Here is a 17,455-nt window from a genome sequence, read left to right on the forward strand (position 1 = left end):
TCTTCAATTAATGTTGCTGTTGACTTTCCCACTTCTTTTGGTGGGCAGCTAAAGCGTCAGCAGTGATTTTATCTGGATCTTTTTGCTCAGATCGATACCATCTTGTGAAGATTGTACCAATTAGTACACCAAAAATAAGCTCTTGTAGGATTTTCATTAACACGCCACCTAATTGCTGATCTGCAACTGGTTTCATGTCTGTAAATAGCTCAGGTCCAGATAAAGATAATCCTGACAATGTAGAGGCTGGTACACAAAGCTCCATCGCCTTTAACCATGCATCACCGTTTGTGTATGTCTCATACATTGCATTGGGGGCAAAGATGATTAATCCACAAGCAGGTGTAATTAAAACAGCATTAGCAATAATATACGCCAATTTATGCAAAGGCTTCATTTGATTACTATTTGGCATATTTTGAATTAAAGGCCAGTACATAAACACCGCAGATAGAAATAATACAAATGTATAGGTACCATGTAATGTTTCATTTAATTTAATGTAATCCAATATGGACGGTAAATGATAGAAAGAAAATAGACCAATAAATACAAAAACAGCAACAACTGGTAATGTTAGCACTTTAAACAATGTTCTAACTACTGGTGCCTCAATAGCCACCTTCCAAACCCACCAAGGAATCCCTTTAATTAAGAAAATAGGGACCAGCAATAACAGAATAGCCATTTGCACCATATGCATGGTAAACATAATATGAGCCATTAAATCGATAGGAGATCCTTTGATAATATAGATGGTAATCATAGCTAAAACAAAGTAAATAGCTTCACTTTTTTTCAAAGGTTCGCTTACTTTAAAATCCTTACGCCACTTTGTTGTGACTAAAAAATAGATGATTGTTATAAAAACAAGAACCCCTATTAAATACGGGCTCCACAATGCTTGGAAACCAAATATACTAAGTGGCATATAGAACGCACTCCTTTAAACTTCAGTACTCCTATTATAAAACGCTTACAGCTATACTGCAATGAACGAAAGGTGAACAAATGTTAAGTTTAACAGTGTTTGCCTCTTTTGATACCTAAATAACCTCAAAACATAAGAAAAGCACGTTCGTACAAAATAACGAACGTGCTTTTTTGGTGATTACCACCAAATGATTGTTAAAAATGCTAAGAAGAATGTAAATGCGATTAAAATTCCCATCCACATGAAGAAACCAATAACGCCACCAAAGTGAGTTTTTTTATCTTCTAAGTGCATGAAAGAATAAAGTTGAAGTACAACTTGAACGCCAGCCAATAATAATACGAATGGCATAATTAAGTATTTAGAAAAATCAGCTGCAACTACTGCGAATGCGATAAAAGTGAAGAAAATCATAATCGCAAAGTTGATTACTTGTTTACGCATATGAACGGCATTATGATGACGATCATACTCATACTGTGCTTGTGACTTAGCAACTATAGGTGTATCGTGTGAAGACATTATCCGATCACTCCCATCAAGTATACTACTGTGAAGATAAATACCCAAACCACGTCGATAAAGTGCCAATATAAAGCAGCAACGAAGAATTTAGGTGCATTGTACAGGTTTAATCCACGTTTAGCATTACGGATCATTAAAGTACCAATCCATACAAGACCTAAAGTTACGTGGAAACCGTGTGTACCAACTAAAGAATAAAACGCTGTTGCAAATGCAGATTGATTAAATGTAAAACCAAGGTGCACATAGTGGTTGAACTCATAGATTTCAAGTGCTAAGAATCCAAGACCTAAAGCTAATGTAATCGCTAACCAAGTTTGCATACCTTTAAAGTTAAAGTTACGCATATGGTAAATTGCATAAACAGATGTTAGTGATGATGTTAATAATAACATCGTCATAGCAAATGCTAATGGTAATTCAAATAAACCTTGAGTTGTGAACTCCATGCCAGCTGGCCCTTTGTTCTTAAGCGCTAAATAAGTAGCGAATAAACTTGCGAAAAGTACAACTTCACAGGCAAGGAAAATCCAGAAACCAACGACTTTATTTTTACCTTCCATCGTAGCTTGTTCAGGATGATCTGGCCAAGTATGAGGAGTAAATTTAGTATTGAAATCCATTATTTATTTCCTCCTTTGCCGTAAAGATGTTCTTCAATTTCAAGAATTTCTTCTTTGTGTAAATGGAAACCATGATCGTCTTTAACAGAACGAGCAATCATTGCACCAAATGTAATAGCTAAACCAATGATTAATACATAGATAGACCATGGCTTATCTGCGTCTGGATTGTAAAGTGCACCAAATGCTGCAATAAACATACCTAATGAAATAACGAATGGAATCGCTGAGTTATTTGGCATATGGATATCACCTAGTGGCTCAGCAAATGTTACTTCTTTATTACCTTCTTGTTTTTCAATCCACCATGGATCTAAACCACGAACAAGTGGAGTTTGACGGAAATTATAGAATGGAATTGGTTGTGGAATTGACCATTCTAAAGTACGTCCATCGCCCCATGGGTCGCGTCCTGCTGGTTTGCCCTTAATAGACATTAAGCAGTTGATTACCATTAAGATAACCCCTACACCCATCATTAATGCACCGATTGTAGAGATATAGTTGAATTGATCCCAACCTTGACCTTCCATGTAAGTGAATACACGACGTGGCATACCCATCAAACCTAAGAAATGTTGAAGGAAGAATGTTAAATGGAATCCGATAAAGAATACCCAGAAAGTAATTTTACCAAGCGTTTCGTTTAACATACGGTTGAAGAAAATTGGCCAGTAGAAGTGCGCTGAACCAAATAATGCTGTAACGATACCACCAACGATTACGTAGTGGAAGTGAGCAACGATAAAGTAAGAATCATGTAATTGATAGTCAAGAGGTGCAGATGCTTGCATGACCCCTGTAACACCACCCGCAACGAATGACGGGATGAATCCAAGTGCATAAAGCATTGGTGTTGTAACTTTAATAGATCCGCCCCAAATAGTTAGGATCCAGTTGAATACTTTCATACCTGTTGGAACCGCAATTGCCATTGTTGCAACAGCGAAGATTGCGTTTGCTGTTGGCCCAAGACCAACTGTAAACATATGGTGAGCCCAAACCATGAACCCTAAGAAACCAATTAAAATTGTAGCGAATACCATTGAAGAGTATCCGAATAGACGTTTACGAGAGAACGCTGGAATAATCTCAGAGAATAAACCGAATGCTGGTAATACTAAGATATAAACCTCTGGGTGTCCGAAGATCCAGAATAAGTGTTCCCAAATTACTGTGTTACCACCCATTGTATGGTCAAAGAAGTTACCACCGAACATACGGTCAAATAACATCATTAATAAACCAATTGTTAATGGAGGGAATGCGAATAAGATTAAGGCACTTGATACAAGAGCAGTCCAAGTGAATAATGGCATACGCATAAATGTCATACCTGGAGCACGCATTGTAATAATCGTAACGATAAAGTTAAGACCTGAAATTAATGTACCTGCCCCTGAAATTTGTAAACCAAGAACATAGAAATCAATACCATGTCCTGGAGAGTATAAAGATAATGATGCATAAGAAGTCCAGCCCGCATCAGGAGCGCCACCCATAAAGAATGACAGGTGAAGGAATACTGCACCTAGGAAGAATAACCAGAACCCTAATGAGTTAAGGAACGGGAATGCAACGTCACGCGCACCAATTTGTAATGGTACAAGCATGTTCATAAATGCGAATAGTAGTGGCGTAGCAGCTAGGAATAACATTGTTGTTCCGTGCATTGTTAATAATTCATTGAAAAAACCAGCTGATACGAAATCATTATTTGGTTTCATTAATTGAATACGCATTAATAATGCTTCAAAACCAGCGATAGCGAAGAACAATGTACCGGCTAATAAATACATCACTGCTAACTTTTTATGGTCAACAGTAGTGATGTAATCCCAGACAGCTGCTCCAAAGCCCTTTTTCTGTGTGTATGAGCTCACAACTTTTACCTCCCTCAAAATTTGTTACATAGAACGAAAATTATTTTTCTACTGATAAGCCCATGATGTAAGTTGCAAGAGCTTCAATTTCTTCATCAGATAAATCACCGTAGATAGGCGCAGTGCCTTCAGCATTCATCATTAAGTTACCTGGTTTAAATTCCTCAGGGTTTTTAATCCAAGCTTTTAAGCTTTCTTCATTATGCTCTAAGAAACCAGCAACACGGTTACGGTCACCAAACGTAGTTAAGTTAGGACCTGGTGTACCGCCTGCTCCTGAACCAGAGATAGCATGACAGCCTAAGCAGCTATTAGCAAAAGTTGCTTCACCAAGATCAGTGGAAGCTTTGTCAGCAGTTTGTCCTTCAGTTGCTTTCATTGCATCAACCCATGCATCAAATGCATCAGGGCTTAATGTTTTTACTTTAAAGTCCATTAATGCATGTGAAGGTCCACATAATTCAGCACATTTTCCATAAAATACGCCATCTTTAAGATCTTTTGATTCTTTATCGAATACTAAGTAGAATTTGTTTAAGTTTTCCACGTTTGTATCCATTTTACCGCCTACAGCAGGAATCCAGAATGAGTGCTTAACATCGGCAGCTTTTAAATTAAAGTAAACTTTTTCACCTGTTGGTACCACTAGCTCTTGAGCCGTTACGATACCTTGGTTAGGATATTCGAATTCCCACCAGTATAATTTTGCCGTTACATTGATCGTTAGGGCTGTTTTGTTCCCTTCTTCATCTACCTCATCCATTGCAGCAACATCTGCAAATTTATAAGTAGTTGTAACAACTGGTACAGCGATAATTAATAATAAAATAATCGGAATAACTGTCCAAATCACTTCTAAAGTATGACTACCTTCTACTTGCTTAGGTATAACATTTTCACCTACGCGTGCACGACGGTATTTTAGGAATGCAAGTAAATAGATAACGGATACTATTACTACTACTAGCGTCATAATTACAGTAGTTAACAGTAATAAATTTAATTGTTGTTTACCTACTTCTCCAGATGGTTTTAGTGTAGAAAGATAATCTTCACCACAACCTGAAAGGAAAACCATCATCACTGCTAGAAGTGAAAAAAGACGCCATTTTTTAAGCCCTTTCATCATAGCTTAATTAAACCCCTCTTTCTTTGTTGTATTTTCATGTGTACCTAGGACATCAGTTCTGTCTATCTGAATTCTTATAAAAAGAAAGAATCCCTAACTTTAGCTAAACACCGCAAATATTATGATGGCTACAAATAGTATGGTCATATGATTCAACGAATAAATAAACATTTTATTTGCCCATTTCATATCATCTTTTGTTGTAAAGCCTTTCAGAGCTAGTATTAACCAACCCAAGTTCAATGCAGTAGCAAGAGTTAAAAAGCCAATTCCAAGCTCTGTTAAAAGGAAAGGTAACGGTAATAATAAAAGAATCCAGAATAACATTGAGTACTTTGTACGTTTAAATCCCTTTATAACAGGTAGCATTGGTATTTTAGCTGCACGATATTCCTCAGTCCGTTTCATAGCAAGCGCATAGAAATGTGGTGGTTGCCATGCAAACATGATAAGGAATAAAGCTAGTGCTCCTGGACCTAAGGCAGGCTCAATCGCCGCGAATCCAATAACAGGAGGAATAGCCCCAGAAATACTACCTACAACCGTGTTACTAACATGCTTCCTCTTTGACCACATTGAATACAGAACGACATAAGCAAATATTCCTACTAGTCCCCACATGCCGGCTGCAAACGATGCCGCAAATAACAAAATTTCACCTACAATTAAAAATGAGAGGGCAATGGTCAACACAAAGTTTGGCTTAAATCTGCCTGTCACTGTCGGTCTTGCCTTTGTTCTTTTCATGATAGGATCTATATCCTGATCAATGAAGTTATTCATTGCACCTGAGCCACCAATGATTAATGCCGCACCCAGCATGGTGTAAAATATGACATCAAGCTCTTGCAAGAAATGTCTACTAGTAAACTGAAAAGCCAGCCACATCCCTGTAAACGTTGTGACAAGATTCGAGTTAACGATTCCAATTTTTATTAGTGCTAAGAAATCTTTTACAACAGATGTTGTTTCAGGACCAGTATTTCTAGTAGCCGCCAGTGTACGACCGTTTGACATAATACCTCTCCTTTCATTTTTGTAAGCATATTCCGCTAACAATAACTATAGCGAAATTTGCGATTGATTTCTAGACATTAAGTGAAATTTAGATGAAGTTGTAAAAATTAGTTTTGTCTAGAAATATAATTAAAAACAACATATCTATAGTAAAACATTTTCTAAAATGAATTGTGAAGGTTAAAGCACGAAATTATGAACAATTTGTGAAATGGAATCGACATCTAGTAGTCCCTTCTCTTTACAAGTTGTTTTTTATACGTATTTTCGATATTATCTAGTAGCAGAAACATTACGTGCTTGTAATGTTGATAGATAAAGTAGGTGACTCATTTTATGCAACACAACAGGTATTTGAAGTGGTTTGCTGTTGCCGCTACAGTAGGGATGCTCCTTATATTACTAGGTGGGGCTCTCGTTACCAAAACAGATAGTGGCCTAGGCTGTGGTCGAAACTGGCCTGATTGTAATGGATCTCTTATTCCAAAGGAGATTACACCAGAAGTCCTTATCGAATTCTCACATCGTCTCGTAACAGGAGTTGTATCTATTTCAATTCTTGTGTTAACCGTTTGGACATGGCGTAAGCTCGGACATATTCGCGAAGTAAAACTATTAGGTTTCCTAGCAATGTTTTTCTTAATCGCGCAAGCTCTTATTGGAGCAGCTCAAGTATTATGGGGGCAAGGTGATTTCATCTTAGCACTTCATTTTGGGATATCTCTGATTTCCTTTGCCGCGGTTCTTCTTCTCTCTATGATTGTATTTGAAGTCGATCGGAAATTTGATGCCGATAACGTATTTATTGGTAAAAAGTTACGTTGGCATACAATTGCTGTCACAATTTATTCTTATTTAGTCGTTTATACAGGGGCGCTAGTTCGTCATACAGATTCGAGCTTAATTTGTCCTGATTGGCCATTTTGCTATAATGAAACACCATTCGCACCCCCGAATAATATGTATGAATGGGTGCAAATGGGACATCGATTAGCTGTTCTTATTATTTTCATTTGGATTGCATACATAACTTGGCACGCTGTAAAGGAATATAAACATCAACGTGTTATATACTATGGATGGATAATTGCTTTTTCTATAGTAGTTTTACAAGTTATTGCAGGTATGTTAGTAGTCCTTACTAAACTGAATTTAACGGTAGCTTTACTGCATTCATTATTTATTTCCCTTTTATTCGGTTTATTATGCTATATGATCATGCTAGTTGCTAGAAGTAATTATAATGAGAAAAAGAAATAGCCCATTAAAAAAGATTCGACACCAAAAATGTGTCGAATCTTTTTTCTATGACTATTTTTGTTTCTTCATAGCTTCAGTTCCTATAATTCCAACAATTAAGATAATCATGGATACTAGTGCATAATCTTTAAAAAATGTTGTAAAGGGAATGTCGAAATATCGACAAATTAGTGTTACGAGACGGCCTCCTAATAAAATTAAACCAATGACTAACATCCAGTTGAATAGCGCTCTAAGCATTTTTTGGCCCCTCTACTTTCATTGCTGTCCATATAATATTTGTTACTTCGAGACTGTAATCCACTGCCGCAATAGCAAGCGGTCCCCCTATAAGCATGTATTCACCAATCGCTCCTTGAATTACTTTTGCCATTACATTGACAGAGCGAACACTAAATGTCCCCTGTTTTTTTCCATCTTCTAAAATATTACATAATGCCGTCAAAAGTGGGTCTTCCTCTTCATCTGGCAGTTTATAGTAAGGGATGTCTTGTACAGTCCGAGCGTTGAAGTCAATTTCTAATAATGCTGCATTTTCTTTTGGGTGTGTCGCTTGATAAGCAATGCTCGCCTCTATGAAGTTTGCTAATTGTGTGACAGGATCACTGGCAGTATATGTTTTTGTCAAAATGAAAGTTGTGGATTGCTCGGTTAGTGCTTGCAGACTTTGGTTGATTAAATCTTGTCGATCTACAAAGTGATAAGAAATTAATGCTGTGCTAATAGAAGCACGTTTAGCGATTTGTGCTAAACTCGCCTTTACATAGCCTATATCATCAAGTGTCGTTATCGTAGCTTCAATAATTTGCTGCTTTCTTGCTTCCTGAATAAAGGTATTTTTATTGCTATCCATAGAACCCTCCTGATTGATTAGCCAAACATTTTTTTGATTAAGTAATCAAATTGTATATGATTTATCGCTTAACACAATAAAAAAGGTTATATAGATGCAATAAAAGCATCTAATAACCTTTTTTCACGACTATCTATTCAATTTCAATTAATAGATCCCCTGTAGAAATCGCATCTCCTGCACTCGCATATACTTCTTTTACAATGCCGTCTTTAGGTGCTTGGACAGTTGTTTCCATTTTCATGGCTTCTGTAATTAACAGATGATCCCCACGTTTAACAGGACTACCTTTAGAAACAACAACTTTTAACACAGTACCTGGCATTGTAGCACCGATTTGGTTTGGATTGCTTGGATCGGCTTTTAACGCTAAATTGCCATCAACCTCAACAGTCATATCTTGAATCACCAATTCACGCGATTGTCCATTGAGCTCAAAGTAAAGGACACGTGTTCCATTGTGTTGTGGTTCCCCGATTGAAACGAGTTTAATAATCAATGTTTTACCTTTTTCAATTTCGACCTCAATAATTTCTCCAAGCTTTAAGCCATATAAGAATGTCGGTGTGTCAAGAACTGAAATATTGCCAAAGGATTCTGCTGTTTTCGCATATTCCTCAAAGACTTTTGGATAAAGTGCATAAGCCAGTACATCTTTTTTCGTAACTGGACGATTTAACTTTTCCTCTAGTACAGCCTCTAATTGATCAAACTGAATAGGCTCTAATAATTCTCCTGGACGAACTGTAATTGCTTCACGATCTTTTAACACTACTTGTTGTAATGCCTCTGGGAACCCGCCATGTGGCTGCCCAAGATAACCTTGGAAGAATTCAATCACAGAATCTGGGAAGTCAATCGTTTTCCCTCTTGTTAAGACCGTATTTTCGTCTAGATCATTTTGCACCATAAATAAAGCCATATCACCTACCACTTTTGAGGATGGGGTAACTTTAACAATATCACCAAATAGTAGATTTACACGGGAATACATGCGTTTCACTTCTTCCCATCGATCACCAAGCCCTACAGCTTTTGCTTGTTGCTGTAAGTTACTATACTGACCACCAGGCATCTCATGTACGTAAATCTCAGAATGTGGGCTGATCATGCCACTTTCAAAATCTTTATAGTATTTACGAACATCTTCCCAGTAGTACGATAATTTTTCTAATGCATCGATATCTGCTCGTACCTCACGTTTGCTGCCCTTCATTGCATAGTACAAGGAGTTTGCACTCGGTTGAGATGTTAGGCCTGCCATAGATCCAAGCGCTGTATCAATGATATCAACACCTGCTTCTATCGCTTTAGCATATAAGTAAATTCCATTGCCACTAGTATCATGTGTATGCAAGTGGATTGGCAGACTTGTCGTCTCTTTTAACTCGGAAATTAAACGGTACGCCGCTTCTGGTTTCAATAAACCAGCCATATCTTTAATCGCTAAAATATGGGCACCAGATGCTTCAAGTTCTTTCGCCATATCCTTATAGTATTGCACTGAATATTTCGCACGGCTGTCATCGAGGATATCCCCCGTATAACAGATTGCCGCTTCAGCAATTTTTCCTGATTGACGCACAGCATCTATTGCTACTTCCATGCCTTTAATCCAATTCAAGCTATCGAAAATACGGAATACATCAATTCCTGATGAAGCCGATTCAGCGATAAATTCTCGGATTAGATTGTCAGGATAGTTTGTATAACCAACAGCATTAGCTCCACGCAGTAACATCTGGAATAGCACGTTCGGCACTTGCTCACGCAGTTTCGCTAGTCGCTCCCATGGATCTTCTTTTAAGAAGCGATACGCTACATCGAATGTTGCCCCACCCCACATTTCCAGCGAGAATAACTGATGCATCATGCGAGCTGTTGCATCTGCAATTTGATACATATCCTGTGAACGAACACGTGTTGCAAGTAGAGATTGGTGTGCATCACGGAATGTAGTGTCTGTTAGTAGTACGTCTTCCTGTGCTAAAATCCACTGGACTAAGCCATCTGCTCCCTGTGTATCTAAAATCTGCTTCGTACCTGCTGGTGGTACAATTAAAGGATCAATTTTAGGTTGGTTTGGCTGAACAAAGATAGGTTTTGATTTCTTCTCTACACCAGGGAAGCCATTTAAGGTCACATTCCCGATATAGCTTAACAGCTTTGTTCCACGGTCTTTACGGACAGGGAACTCAAAAAGCTCTGGTGTTGTATCAATAAAGCTAGTATCAAAGGCTCCTGATAAAAACTTTTCATGAGTCACCACATTATTTAAAAACGGAATATTCGTTTTAACGCCACGGATACGGAATTCTTTTAAATTACGATCCATTTTCGCAGCAGCTTCTTTAAAGTTCATACCCGAAGTAGAAATTTTTACCAACAAAGAGTCATAGTATGGTGTAACGACAGCACCCTGGAATCCATTCCCAGCATCTAATCGCACGCCAAAACCACCACTTGAGCGGTAAACCATTAACTTTCCTGTATCTGGCATAAAGTCATTTGCAGGGTCTTCTGTTGTCACACGTGCTTGAATGGCATAGCCAATCATTGGCATATCTTCTTGCTTTGGCATATGAATTTCTTCACTGTGAAGTCCATAGCCTGCCGCTACTTTAATTTGGGCATGGACGATATCAACACCTGTAATCATTTCTGTAATTGTATGTTCTACTTGAATGCGAGGGTTTACCTCGATGAAATAAAAATCGTCTCCTGCGACTAAAAATTCCACTGTCCCTGCATTTATGTACGAGACATTCTTCATTAATTTCACAGCTGCATCGCAAATACGATTTCTTAACTCTTGTGAAATTGAATGAGATGGCGCAATTTCTACCACCTTTTGATGTCGACGCTGAATTGAGCAATCGCGCTCATATAAATGCACAATATTGCCATGTTTATCGCCAATAATTTGTACTTCAATGTGTTTTGGTTTTATGATTGCTTTTTCTACATATACTTCATCGGAACCAAAAGCAGCCTTTGCCTCAGATTTTGCTCTTTCATAGGAGGAAGCAAGATCTTCTGGCGTATGGACTAGACGCATCCCTCGACCACCACCGCCAAGTGCTGCCTTAATCATAACTGGATAGCCATAATTGCTAGCAAACGTCTCTACCTCTGCTAGATCGGCTACTGGGCCATCTGTACCAGGAATAACAGGAATCTCAGCCGCAATGGCTTGAGAACGTGCTTTGACCTTATCTCCAAACATATCTAAATGCTGAGAAGTTGGTCCGATAAAGACAATGCCCTCTTCCTCACAGCGACGTGCAAATTCCACGTTTTCTGATAAAAAACCATACCCTGGATGAATCGCATCAACATCTGCATCTTTTGCGATGGCAATAATACCTTCAATATCTAAATAAGCATCGATTGGTTTCTTGCCAGCTCCCACTAAATAAGCTTCATCTGCTTTAAAGCGATGAAAAGCACCACTATCTTCTCTTGAATAGATGGCAACAGTTTGGATATTCAGCTCCGTACAAGCACGGAAAATACGAATTGCAATTTCTCCTCGATTGGCTACGAGAATTTTGTTGATTGATTCCATAGGTATCCCCCTTTATGATTGTGTTTTTTTCCTCTCTACCTTTTCAAACATAGAAACATTGATCAATATTCCCATCGCTAAAGATAGAATGATTATAGATGTACCGCCATAGCTTATAAAAGGTAACGTTACACCGGTTAACGGGATTAACCCGGTTACACCCCCAAGATTAATAAACGATTGCCAGCCTATCCAGCTCGCAATACCAGCCGCAATCATGCGTGCTAATGGATCTTTAGTTCGCAATGCAATAGAAAAACCTTTATATACAATAAAGCCTAAACCACCTAGGACAATTAAAACTCCCCATATTCCTAATTCCTCCATAATAATGGCCATAATAAAATCTGTTTGTGGTTCAGGTAAGTAACCTAATTTTTGAATGGATTGACCAAGGCCACGTCCCTCTAAGCCGCCTCCGCCAATGGCATAATAACTATTCACCACTTGGTGACCACTACCATCCTCATATTCAAACGGATTTAAGTAAGACAATATCCGTCCTTTTCGATTTCCTGTTAGTAGCTCTCCCTTAAATAGCCATAGAATACCAAGAATAGCTGTACCAAATGCACCTAATACACCGAAAAATTTCCAAAATGTTTTAAATGGAATACCACTTGAAGCTACAACTGAAACAGCAATACCACATAGAATAATTACTGCTCCTAAGTCTGTTTCAAAGGCTACCCCAGCAACCACTAAAATCCATAGAAAAATTGGATAAAAAATTTCAGTAGGTTGTAGCTTTTCAAACGTATATTTTTGTGCTTTTCGATAAAAAGCAGCTGCAAAATATAAAATTATAAATAGTTTCGCATACTCCGAAGGCTGAAAATTCCCTAATCCTGGGATAGCAATCCAACTTTGAGAGCCTACTTCATCTGCCCCATGACCAAATAATTTTAACCATGTGAATAACACCGCCAATACGACCGTTAGTAACAACATAATATTCTTATTCGCATAATGTTTATATGGAAAAAATGCTGTAATGATAAAGCCAAGAAATGCCACCATTAAATTGGTCACTTGCTTTTGATAAAAATAATCAGGTGCCTGTTTTTTCTGTGCAATAGCAACCATCATACTTGAACTGTAAATCATTATTAACCCAAATAAACTTAATAATAGGACCGTAAAAAATAAGGGGTAATCAAAATTTTGTGCATAGCGTTTTAAGTATTGTCTCATCGGAAAACCTCGTTCTAGTAAAAAAACTCAAAGCGCAAAGAAGCGTTTGAGTTTTTCTTTTTATTTGTCTGTATACGCGTCGTGTAGTACAGAAAGTTCCTTCTCGAGTGAATCGAGAATTTCTTTGCCTTTTTCACGTTCAATCAATCCAAGCTTCACAGCAAAATCAATTTCACGTGATAGACCGAACATTTGTGTATCTAATACTTCCTCATATAAAGGGCATTGTGGCATTGTTAAATGATCCATTTGTACTCGAATAAGGCGAGCAATCTTATCTGCATCAGCAACTAATAGCTCCAAAGCCTTCTCTTGAAAAGAAGTTTGTGATTTCGTATCCATGAGGACGCCCCCATTATCTGATATTTCTTCGATTCTATCTTAATAAAGTTTATCTTTTAGTCGATAAAAATGCAAGTGTCTTCATTGGAAAATAGAGAATTCGAATTATATTTCTTTATTATCTCTAGGCATTAGCGTTATACTATGTCATGGATATACAAGATTTGAGGAGGATTTCTATTATGGAAACAATAATTCCTATCACAGGTGCAGTCACATACCAACTAACATTAGATCCTACTGTGTGGATTTTCGATGATCGTAAATTAGATTTAAACACTTACTTCACTACTCAAAATGTTGAGGAAGATGCTGACGTCAAATATATGCGTGAAGTAGGAGCACACTGGTCACGTGAAATTATGGAAGGAGCAACATTCCCGCCTACATTAAAATCAGAAAGGAAATTTGACCGTAAAGGAATGGAGACAGGTACATTTGGTATCGAATTAAGTCATTTCTTGAAGAATGCTGAAATTAAACCAGAAGCGACAAAAATCGTCTTAACTTGCAAAGATGGTCAAGAATATCCTTTCACAATTGAAGAAGCTTATACACTTATTTTAAAATATAGCCAAGACGGTAAGCCTCTTTTAGAAGACGGTCCCATCCATGTATTACTAAGAGACGGTTCAAATATTGACAATCCTATTAAAAACGTATCAGCCATTCGCGCTGAATAGGAGGGAATGCAATGCGCGTTAAATGCGTTATTTGCGATACGATTCATAATTTAGATGACAATCTACCTTTAGCAAAAAAATTGCGTAATCGACCAATTCATACTTATATGTGCGATATTTGCCATGATCGCATTTCAGAAAATACTGTAGCACGAATGGAAACGGGCAATTTCCGTTTTTATCGTACTTCACCCCAGATGGATAAAGAATTTTAACTAAAGAACAGATTAAAAAGAGGTGCCTCTATTTTGAGACACCTCTTTTTTCTACTATGCATTATTTTTAATAATCGTCTTTTCAACTAATTCTACAACTTGATACATAATGGTAGCAAAAAAGGCAATGATCAGAAGTGACATAAGGACAAGGTTAAAATTAAATACTTGGAAGCCATAGATAATTAAATAACCAAGTCCTTTTGAAGCTACTAAAAATTCCCCTACAATAACCCCTACCCATGATAAACCAACATTCACTTTCAAGGTCGAAATGATCGTAGGAAATGAGGCTGGCAAAATGACCTCACGAAAGATTTGCCATCTTGTCGCTCCAAAGGTTTGTAAAACCTTACTATAATTTGGATCGACACCTTTAAATGCCGTATATACAACAATCGTTGTTATAATGATGGATATTAATGCACCCATAGCTATGATAGAAAAATAACCTGGGCCGAGTGCAACAATCAAAATCGGACCAAGCGCAACTTTTGGCATCGCGTTTAAAATTACTAGATAGGGATCGAGTACTTTTGATAGTAACGGAGACCACCACAAGACAACAGCTATCAATGTTCCTAATAAAGTCCCCGCTAAAAAGCCAATTACGGTCTCCATTAATGTAACACTCACATGCAATGTTAATGAACCATCAATGACTTTTTCAACAAATGTATGCCATACATGAGTTGGCGAGCTAAAAATTAACCGATCAATCCATTCTAATCTTGAAAGCAGTTCCCATCCTCCAAAGAATAGCAGTAAAATAATAAGCTGATACACTCGAACATAGCGTTTTTCTTTTTTTAACAATTGCTGATATTGCTTAAATAACGTATTATCCAAGGCTCTCCAGCTCCTTCCAAATAGTTTGGAAAATATCTGCATAGGCTGGATGCTGTCTTACATCAAAAGGTGATAGTTCATTAAGGGCTTTAGGTATTTCAAACACCTTGTGAACTGTCCCCGGATTTGCAGAAAATAGAACTACGCGCTCACTCATCGCGATTGCTTCACCAATATCATGTGTCACAAGAATAGCAGTCTTTTTATAAGTTTTTAATGTTTCCACCACTAAATCCTCAAGCTTTAATTTCGACTGATAATCTAATGCAGAAAATGGTTCATCTAATAATAAAATTTTTGGGTTTACAGCTAAGGTACGGGCAAGGGCGACACGTTGCCTCATACCCCCTGATAATTCTCGAGGATAATTATTCCCCACATGCGGTAATCCTACTTCCTGTAATAACGCATTGGCCGTTACTTTATGTGTTTTATGACTTTTCTCCATTATTTTCAAGCCAATTGTGACGTTTTCTTCAATGGTCTTCCAAGGAAATAAATAATCCTGCTGAAGCATATAGCCAATGCTTGATTGATTACTTGCTGATAGCTTTTCACCATCTATATAAACATTGCCTTCAGTGGCAGGGAATAAGCCTGCAATAATTGATAATAATGTGGTTTTACCGCAGCCACTCGGCCCAATAAACGAAACAAACTCTCCTTCATGAATGGCTAAACTGATATCACGTAATACTTCCTTTGCCTGTGTACTTGAAAAATAACTATGGTGAATATTCTCCAGCTGTAAAAATTCCATATTACTCAGCAGCCTTTTTGGCAAAAGTAGTGTTCACAAGTTTTTCATACTCCACTCGTTGAGGAAGTTCACCTGCTTCCTCCATAATTGTTTGCAAGTTATCCCACTCTCCTTCATCAAGGATTGGGTCAGTAGCATAAGAGCCTTGTGCTTTATATCGCTCAATTACCGTTTCAATTATCTCTATATCTACATTTTCAAAATACGGTTGAATAATCTTTGCTACTTCAGCAGCACTCTCATTTTGCACAAAATCCTGTGCTCGTTTCAATGCATTTGTAAAAGCTTGAACAGTTGAAGCTTCATCCTTTAAATAACTACTTTTGGCCATAAAGGACGTGTAAGGAAGATTACCAGACTCCGTTCCAAACGAAGCTACAATATAACCTTTTCCTTCTTTCTCAAAGACACTCGCAGTAGGTTCAAATAATTGAACATAGTCACCAGTACCGGATGCAAAAGCAGTAGCAATGTTGGCAAAATCAATATTTTGAATGAGCGATAAATCATTTACAGGGTCGATGCCATGTTTTTTCAGCACGAATTCACCTGCCATTTGTGGCATTCCACCTTTACGTTGCCCCAAAAACGTTGAGCCCTTCAATTGATCCCACGAAAAATTATCTATCTTATCTCTTGCCACTAAAAAGGTACCATCCGTTTGTGTTAACTGTGCAAAATTTTGAATAGGATCATTTGCACCTTGTAATGTGACATAAATAGACGTCTCCGACCCAACTAAAGCTATATCAATTCCATCTGACAGTAACGCCGTCATCGTTTTATCGCCACCTGCAATCGTTTGTAGCTCAACCGAAAGACCCTCCTCCTCGAAGAAACCTTTCTCAAGTGCTACATATTGAGGCGCATAGAAAATTGAACGAGTTACTTCTCCTACTTTGACTTTTTCTAGCTCTGCTTTATTACATGCCGTCAAAGAAAGGAGTAACAAAGCAATGACACCTAATAATAAACCTTTTGTAAGCCAACGCATTCCCTTTCCTCCTTGATGTGTTGAAAATAAGCCTATCGACATTAACTTATTCACATAAGAAGATTTCGGTGCCTATCATTTTTTAATTTGTGTAGAGTGTGGGTGTTTTCTTCAGCTTGACTACAGGGGAAACATACAAAAAAACAGCCTTAGCATTAAAACCGCTAAGACTGTTTATAACAAATAAAAAGTTCTTATTATAAAGTACGTAATTGTTATTGATTGGTAGCTTGTTGTTCTTCTCTTTTTTCACGCCATAGTCTTGTTTTATAGACAATTAGAATTAAGGCCGCTACAATCAGACCTTCAATCATTGGCAAGAATAGAGCGAAGAATGTAAGCATGATACAACCTAAAAATAGGAACGCATAAATAATAATATTTTGAGATAACTTTAATTTCTTGGCAAAGCCTAGCTTATAGACAATGGCAGAAAGTACAAATACAAGAAGAAATACAACATAACCTGCTATTTCATAGCTTGGTAAATTTTCATATAAAAATCTAGTGATACCAGCCATTCTCCCATAAACTCGTGTTGTTTCATCTGTACCTGTCTGTGCAGCAACTTGAATAACATTTAGTTCACCCAATAAAGCGGACTTCAGATCCAAGACTCCTCTTCC

At 37.6% G+C, this 17,455-nt stretch carries 18 protein-coding genes; 3 read left to right on the plus strand and 15 right to left on the minus strand.

Features of this window, described 5'->3' with window-relative positions; genetic code table 11:
• Positions 1–7 precede the first annotated feature (7 nt).
• From ctaG to cyoE, 6 genes are all read right to left on the minus strand, one after another.
• The gene (ctaG, locus tag JIN86_RS16115) at positions 8–931 is read right to left on the minus strand and encodes a cytochrome c oxidase assembly factor CtaG (protein WP_004224790.1); all 924 of its coding nucleotides are present in this window, start codon (positions 929–931) and stop codon (positions 8–10) included.
• A gap of 180 nt (positions 932–1,111) precedes the next feature.
• Positions 1,112–1,456, minus strand: a complete 345-nt coding sequence (locus JIN86_RS16120) for a cytochrome C oxidase subunit IV family protein (protein ID WP_004224789.1) — start codon at positions 1,454–1,456, stop codon at positions 1,112–1,114.
• A complete protein-coding gene (locus tag JIN86_RS16125) occupies positions 1,456–2,082 on the minus strand; it encodes a cytochrome c oxidase subunit 3 (protein ID WP_004224788.1) in 627 nt (208 codons plus the stop codon). Before JIN86_RS16125 ends, JIN86_RS16120 begins: the two co-directional genes overlap by 1 nt.
• Positions 2,082–3,965, minus strand: a complete 1,884-nt coding sequence (gene ctaD, locus JIN86_RS16130) for a cytochrome c oxidase subunit I (RefSeq protein ID WP_004224787.1) — start codon at positions 3,963–3,965, stop codon at positions 2,082–2,084. The genes JIN86_RS16125 and ctaD overlap by 1 nt, the downstream gene beginning before the upstream one ends.
• Before the next feature lie 40 nt (positions 3,966–4,005).
• Positions 4,006–5,094 carry a cytochrome c oxidase subunit II gene (gene coxB, locus JIN86_RS16135; protein WP_004224786.1) on the minus strand — a complete coding sequence of 363 codons (1,089 nt, stop codon included), beginning with the start codon at positions 5,092–5,094 and terminating at the stop codon, positions 4,006–4,008.
• 99 nt (positions 5,095–5,193) lie between these two features.
• Positions 5,194–6,111 (minus strand): heme o synthase, encoded by a 918-nt coding sequence (cyoE, locus tag JIN86_RS16140; RefSeq protein WP_004224785.1) that lies wholly within the window; start codon positions 6,109–6,111, stop codon positions 5,194–5,196.
• Positions 6,112–6,447: 336 nt separating this feature from the next.
• Here cyoE and JIN86_RS16145 point away from each other — a divergent pair, with 336 nt between their 5' ends.
• Positions 6,448–7,371 carry a COX15/CtaA family protein gene (locus JIN86_RS16145; protein WP_004224784.1) on the plus strand — a complete coding sequence of 308 codons (924 nt, stop codon included), beginning with the start codon at positions 6,448–6,450 and terminating at the stop codon, positions 7,369–7,371.
• A gap of 51 nt (positions 7,372–7,422) precedes the next feature.
• Here JIN86_RS16145 and JIN86_RS16150 read toward each other — a convergent pair whose 3' ends face one another.
• From JIN86_RS16150 to JIN86_RS16170, 5 genes are all read right to left on the minus strand, one after another.
• Positions 7,423–7,611, minus strand: a complete 189-nt coding sequence (locus JIN86_RS16150) for a hypothetical protein (RefSeq protein ID WP_004224783.1) — start codon at positions 7,609–7,611, stop codon at positions 7,423–7,425.
• The gene (locus JIN86_RS16155; RefSeq protein WP_202342378.1) at positions 7,604–8,224 is read right to left on the minus strand and encodes a TetR/AcrR family transcriptional regulator; all 621 of its coding nucleotides are present in this window, start codon (positions 8,222–8,224) and stop codon (positions 7,604–7,606) included. Before JIN86_RS16155 ends, JIN86_RS16150 begins: the two co-directional genes overlap by 8 nt.
• Before the next feature lie 133 nt (positions 8,225–8,357).
• Complete coding sequence (pyc, locus tag JIN86_RS16160; RefSeq protein WP_202342379.1) at positions 8,358–11,792, minus strand: pyruvate carboxylase; 3,435 nt, start codon at positions 11,790–11,792, stop codon at positions 8,358–8,360.
• A 12-nt stretch (positions 11,793–11,804) separates the two neighbouring features.
• Positions 11,805–12,986: an FtsW/RodA/SpoVE family cell cycle protein gene (locus JIN86_RS16165; protein WP_004224780.1), complete on the minus strand. Its 1,182-nt coding sequence runs from the start codon at positions 12,984–12,986 to the stop codon at positions 11,805–11,807.
• A 60-nt stretch (positions 12,987–13,046) separates the two neighbouring features.
• Entirely contained in the window at positions 13,047–13,328 is a 282-nt protein-coding gene (locus tag JIN86_RS16170; RefSeq protein ID WP_004224778.1) for an Fpa/YlaN family protein, read from the minus strand.
• Positions 13,329–13,510: 182 nt separating this feature from the next.
• Here JIN86_RS16170 and JIN86_RS16175 point away from each other — a divergent pair, with 182 nt between their 5' ends.
• On the plus strand, positions 13,511–14,011 hold the full coding sequence (locus JIN86_RS16175; protein WP_036077076.1) for a molybdopterin-binding protein: 501 nt from the start codon (positions 13,511–13,513) through the stop codon (positions 14,009–14,011).
• 11 nt (positions 14,012–14,022) lie between these two features.
• Complete coding sequence (locus JIN86_RS16180; protein WP_048394712.1) at positions 14,023–14,226, plus strand: YlaI family protein; 204 nt, start codon at positions 14,023–14,025, stop codon at positions 14,224–14,226.
• Between the two features lie 54 nt (positions 14,227–14,280).
• Here the strand turns inward: JIN86_RS16180 and JIN86_RS16185 are convergent, their stop codons facing one another.
• The 4 genes from JIN86_RS16185 to JIN86_RS16200 all read right to left on the minus strand — a co-directional run bounded on the left by JIN86_RS16185 (position 14,281) and on the right by JIN86_RS16200 (position 17,443).
• Positions 14,281–15,075, minus strand: coding sequence for an ABC transporter permease (locus JIN86_RS16185; RefSeq protein ID WP_202342380.1), 795 nt, complete (start codon positions 15,073–15,075; stop codon positions 14,281–14,283).
• A complete protein-coding gene (locus JIN86_RS16190; protein ID WP_004224774.1) occupies positions 15,068–15,835 on the minus strand; it encodes an ABC transporter ATP-binding protein in 768 nt (255 codons plus the stop codon). Before JIN86_RS16190 ends, JIN86_RS16185 begins: the two co-directional genes overlap by 8 nt.
• A gap of 1 nt (position 15,836) precedes the next feature.
• A complete protein-coding gene (locus JIN86_RS16195; RefSeq protein WP_202342381.1) occupies positions 15,837–16,829 on the minus strand; it encodes an ABC transporter substrate-binding protein in 993 nt (330 codons plus the stop codon).
• Between the two features lie 215 nt (positions 16,830–17,044).
• Positions 17,045–17,443, minus strand: coding sequence for a YlaH-like family protein (locus JIN86_RS16200; RefSeq protein WP_004224772.1), 399 nt, complete (start codon positions 17,441–17,443; stop codon positions 17,045–17,047).
• Between the last annotated feature and the right edge of the window lie 12 nt (positions 17,444–17,455).

The organism is Lysinibacillus sp. HST-98, assembly GCF_016757845.1.
GTDB classification, from domain to species: domain Bacteria; phylum Bacillota; class Bacilli; order Bacillales_A; family Planococcaceae; genus Lysinibacillus; species Lysinibacillus capsici.

What these genes read in the sequence shown, in the direction of transcription:
- JIN86_RS16175 (WP_036077076.1), top strand. Translation starts at nt 13,511, where the DNA reads ATGGAAACAATAATTCCTATCACAGGTGCAGTCACATACCAACTAACA.
- JIN86_RS16165 (WP_004224780.1), bottom strand. Translation starts at nt 12,986, where the DNA reads ATGAGACAATACTTAAAACGCTATGCACAAAATTTTGATTACCCCTTA.
- JIN86_RS16120 (WP_004224789.1), bottom strand. Translation starts at nt 1,456, where the DNA reads ATGTCTTCACACGATACACCTATAGTTGCTAAGTCACAAGCACAGTAT.
- JIN86_RS16145 (WP_004224784.1), top strand. Translation starts at nt 6,448, where the DNA reads ATGCAACACAACAGGTATTTGAAGTGGTTTGCTGTTGCCGCTACAGTA.
- pyc (WP_202342379.1), bottom strand. Translation starts at nt 11,792, where the DNA reads ATGGAATCAATCAACAAAATTCTCGTAGCCAATCGAGGAGAAATTGCA.
- coxB (WP_004224786.1), bottom strand. Translation starts at nt 5,094, where the DNA reads ATGATGAAAGGGCTTAAAAAATGGCGTCTTTTTTCACTTCTAGCAGTG.
- JIN86_RS16150 (WP_004224783.1), bottom strand. Translation starts at nt 7,611, where the DNA reads ATGCTTAGAGCGCTATTCAACTGGATGTTAGTCATTGGTTTAATTTTA.
- ctaG (WP_004224790.1), bottom strand. Translation starts at nt 931, where the DNA reads ATGCCACTTAGTATATTTGGTTTCCAAGCATTGTGGAGCCCGTATTTA.
- JIN86_RS16190 (WP_004224774.1), bottom strand. Translation starts at nt 15,835, where the DNA reads ATGGAATTTTTACAGCTGGAGAATATTCACCATAGTTATTTTTCAAGT.
- JIN86_RS16180 (WP_048394712.1), top strand. Translation starts at nt 14,023, where the DNA reads ATGCGCGTTAAATGCGTTATTTGCGATACGATTCATAATTTAGATGAC.
- JIN86_RS16155 (WP_202342378.1), bottom strand. Translation starts at nt 8,224, where the DNA reads ATGGATAGCAATAAAAATACCTTTATTCAGGAAGCAAGAAAGCAGCAA.
- JIN86_RS16195 (WP_202342381.1), bottom strand. Translation starts at nt 16,829, where the DNA reads ATGCGTTGGCTTACAAAAGGTTTATTATTAGGTGTCATTGCTTTGTTA.
- JIN86_RS16170 (WP_004224778.1), bottom strand. Translation starts at nt 13,328, where the DNA reads ATGGATACGAAATCACAAACTTCTTTTCAAGAGAAGGCTTTGGAGCTA.
- cyoE (WP_004224785.1), bottom strand. Translation starts at nt 6,111, where the DNA reads ATGTCAAACGGTCGTACACTGGCGGCTACTAGAAATACTGGTCCTGAA.
- JIN86_RS16125 (WP_004224788.1), bottom strand. Translation starts at nt 2,082, where the DNA reads ATGGATTTCAATACTAAATTTACTCCTCATACTTGGCCAGATCATCCT.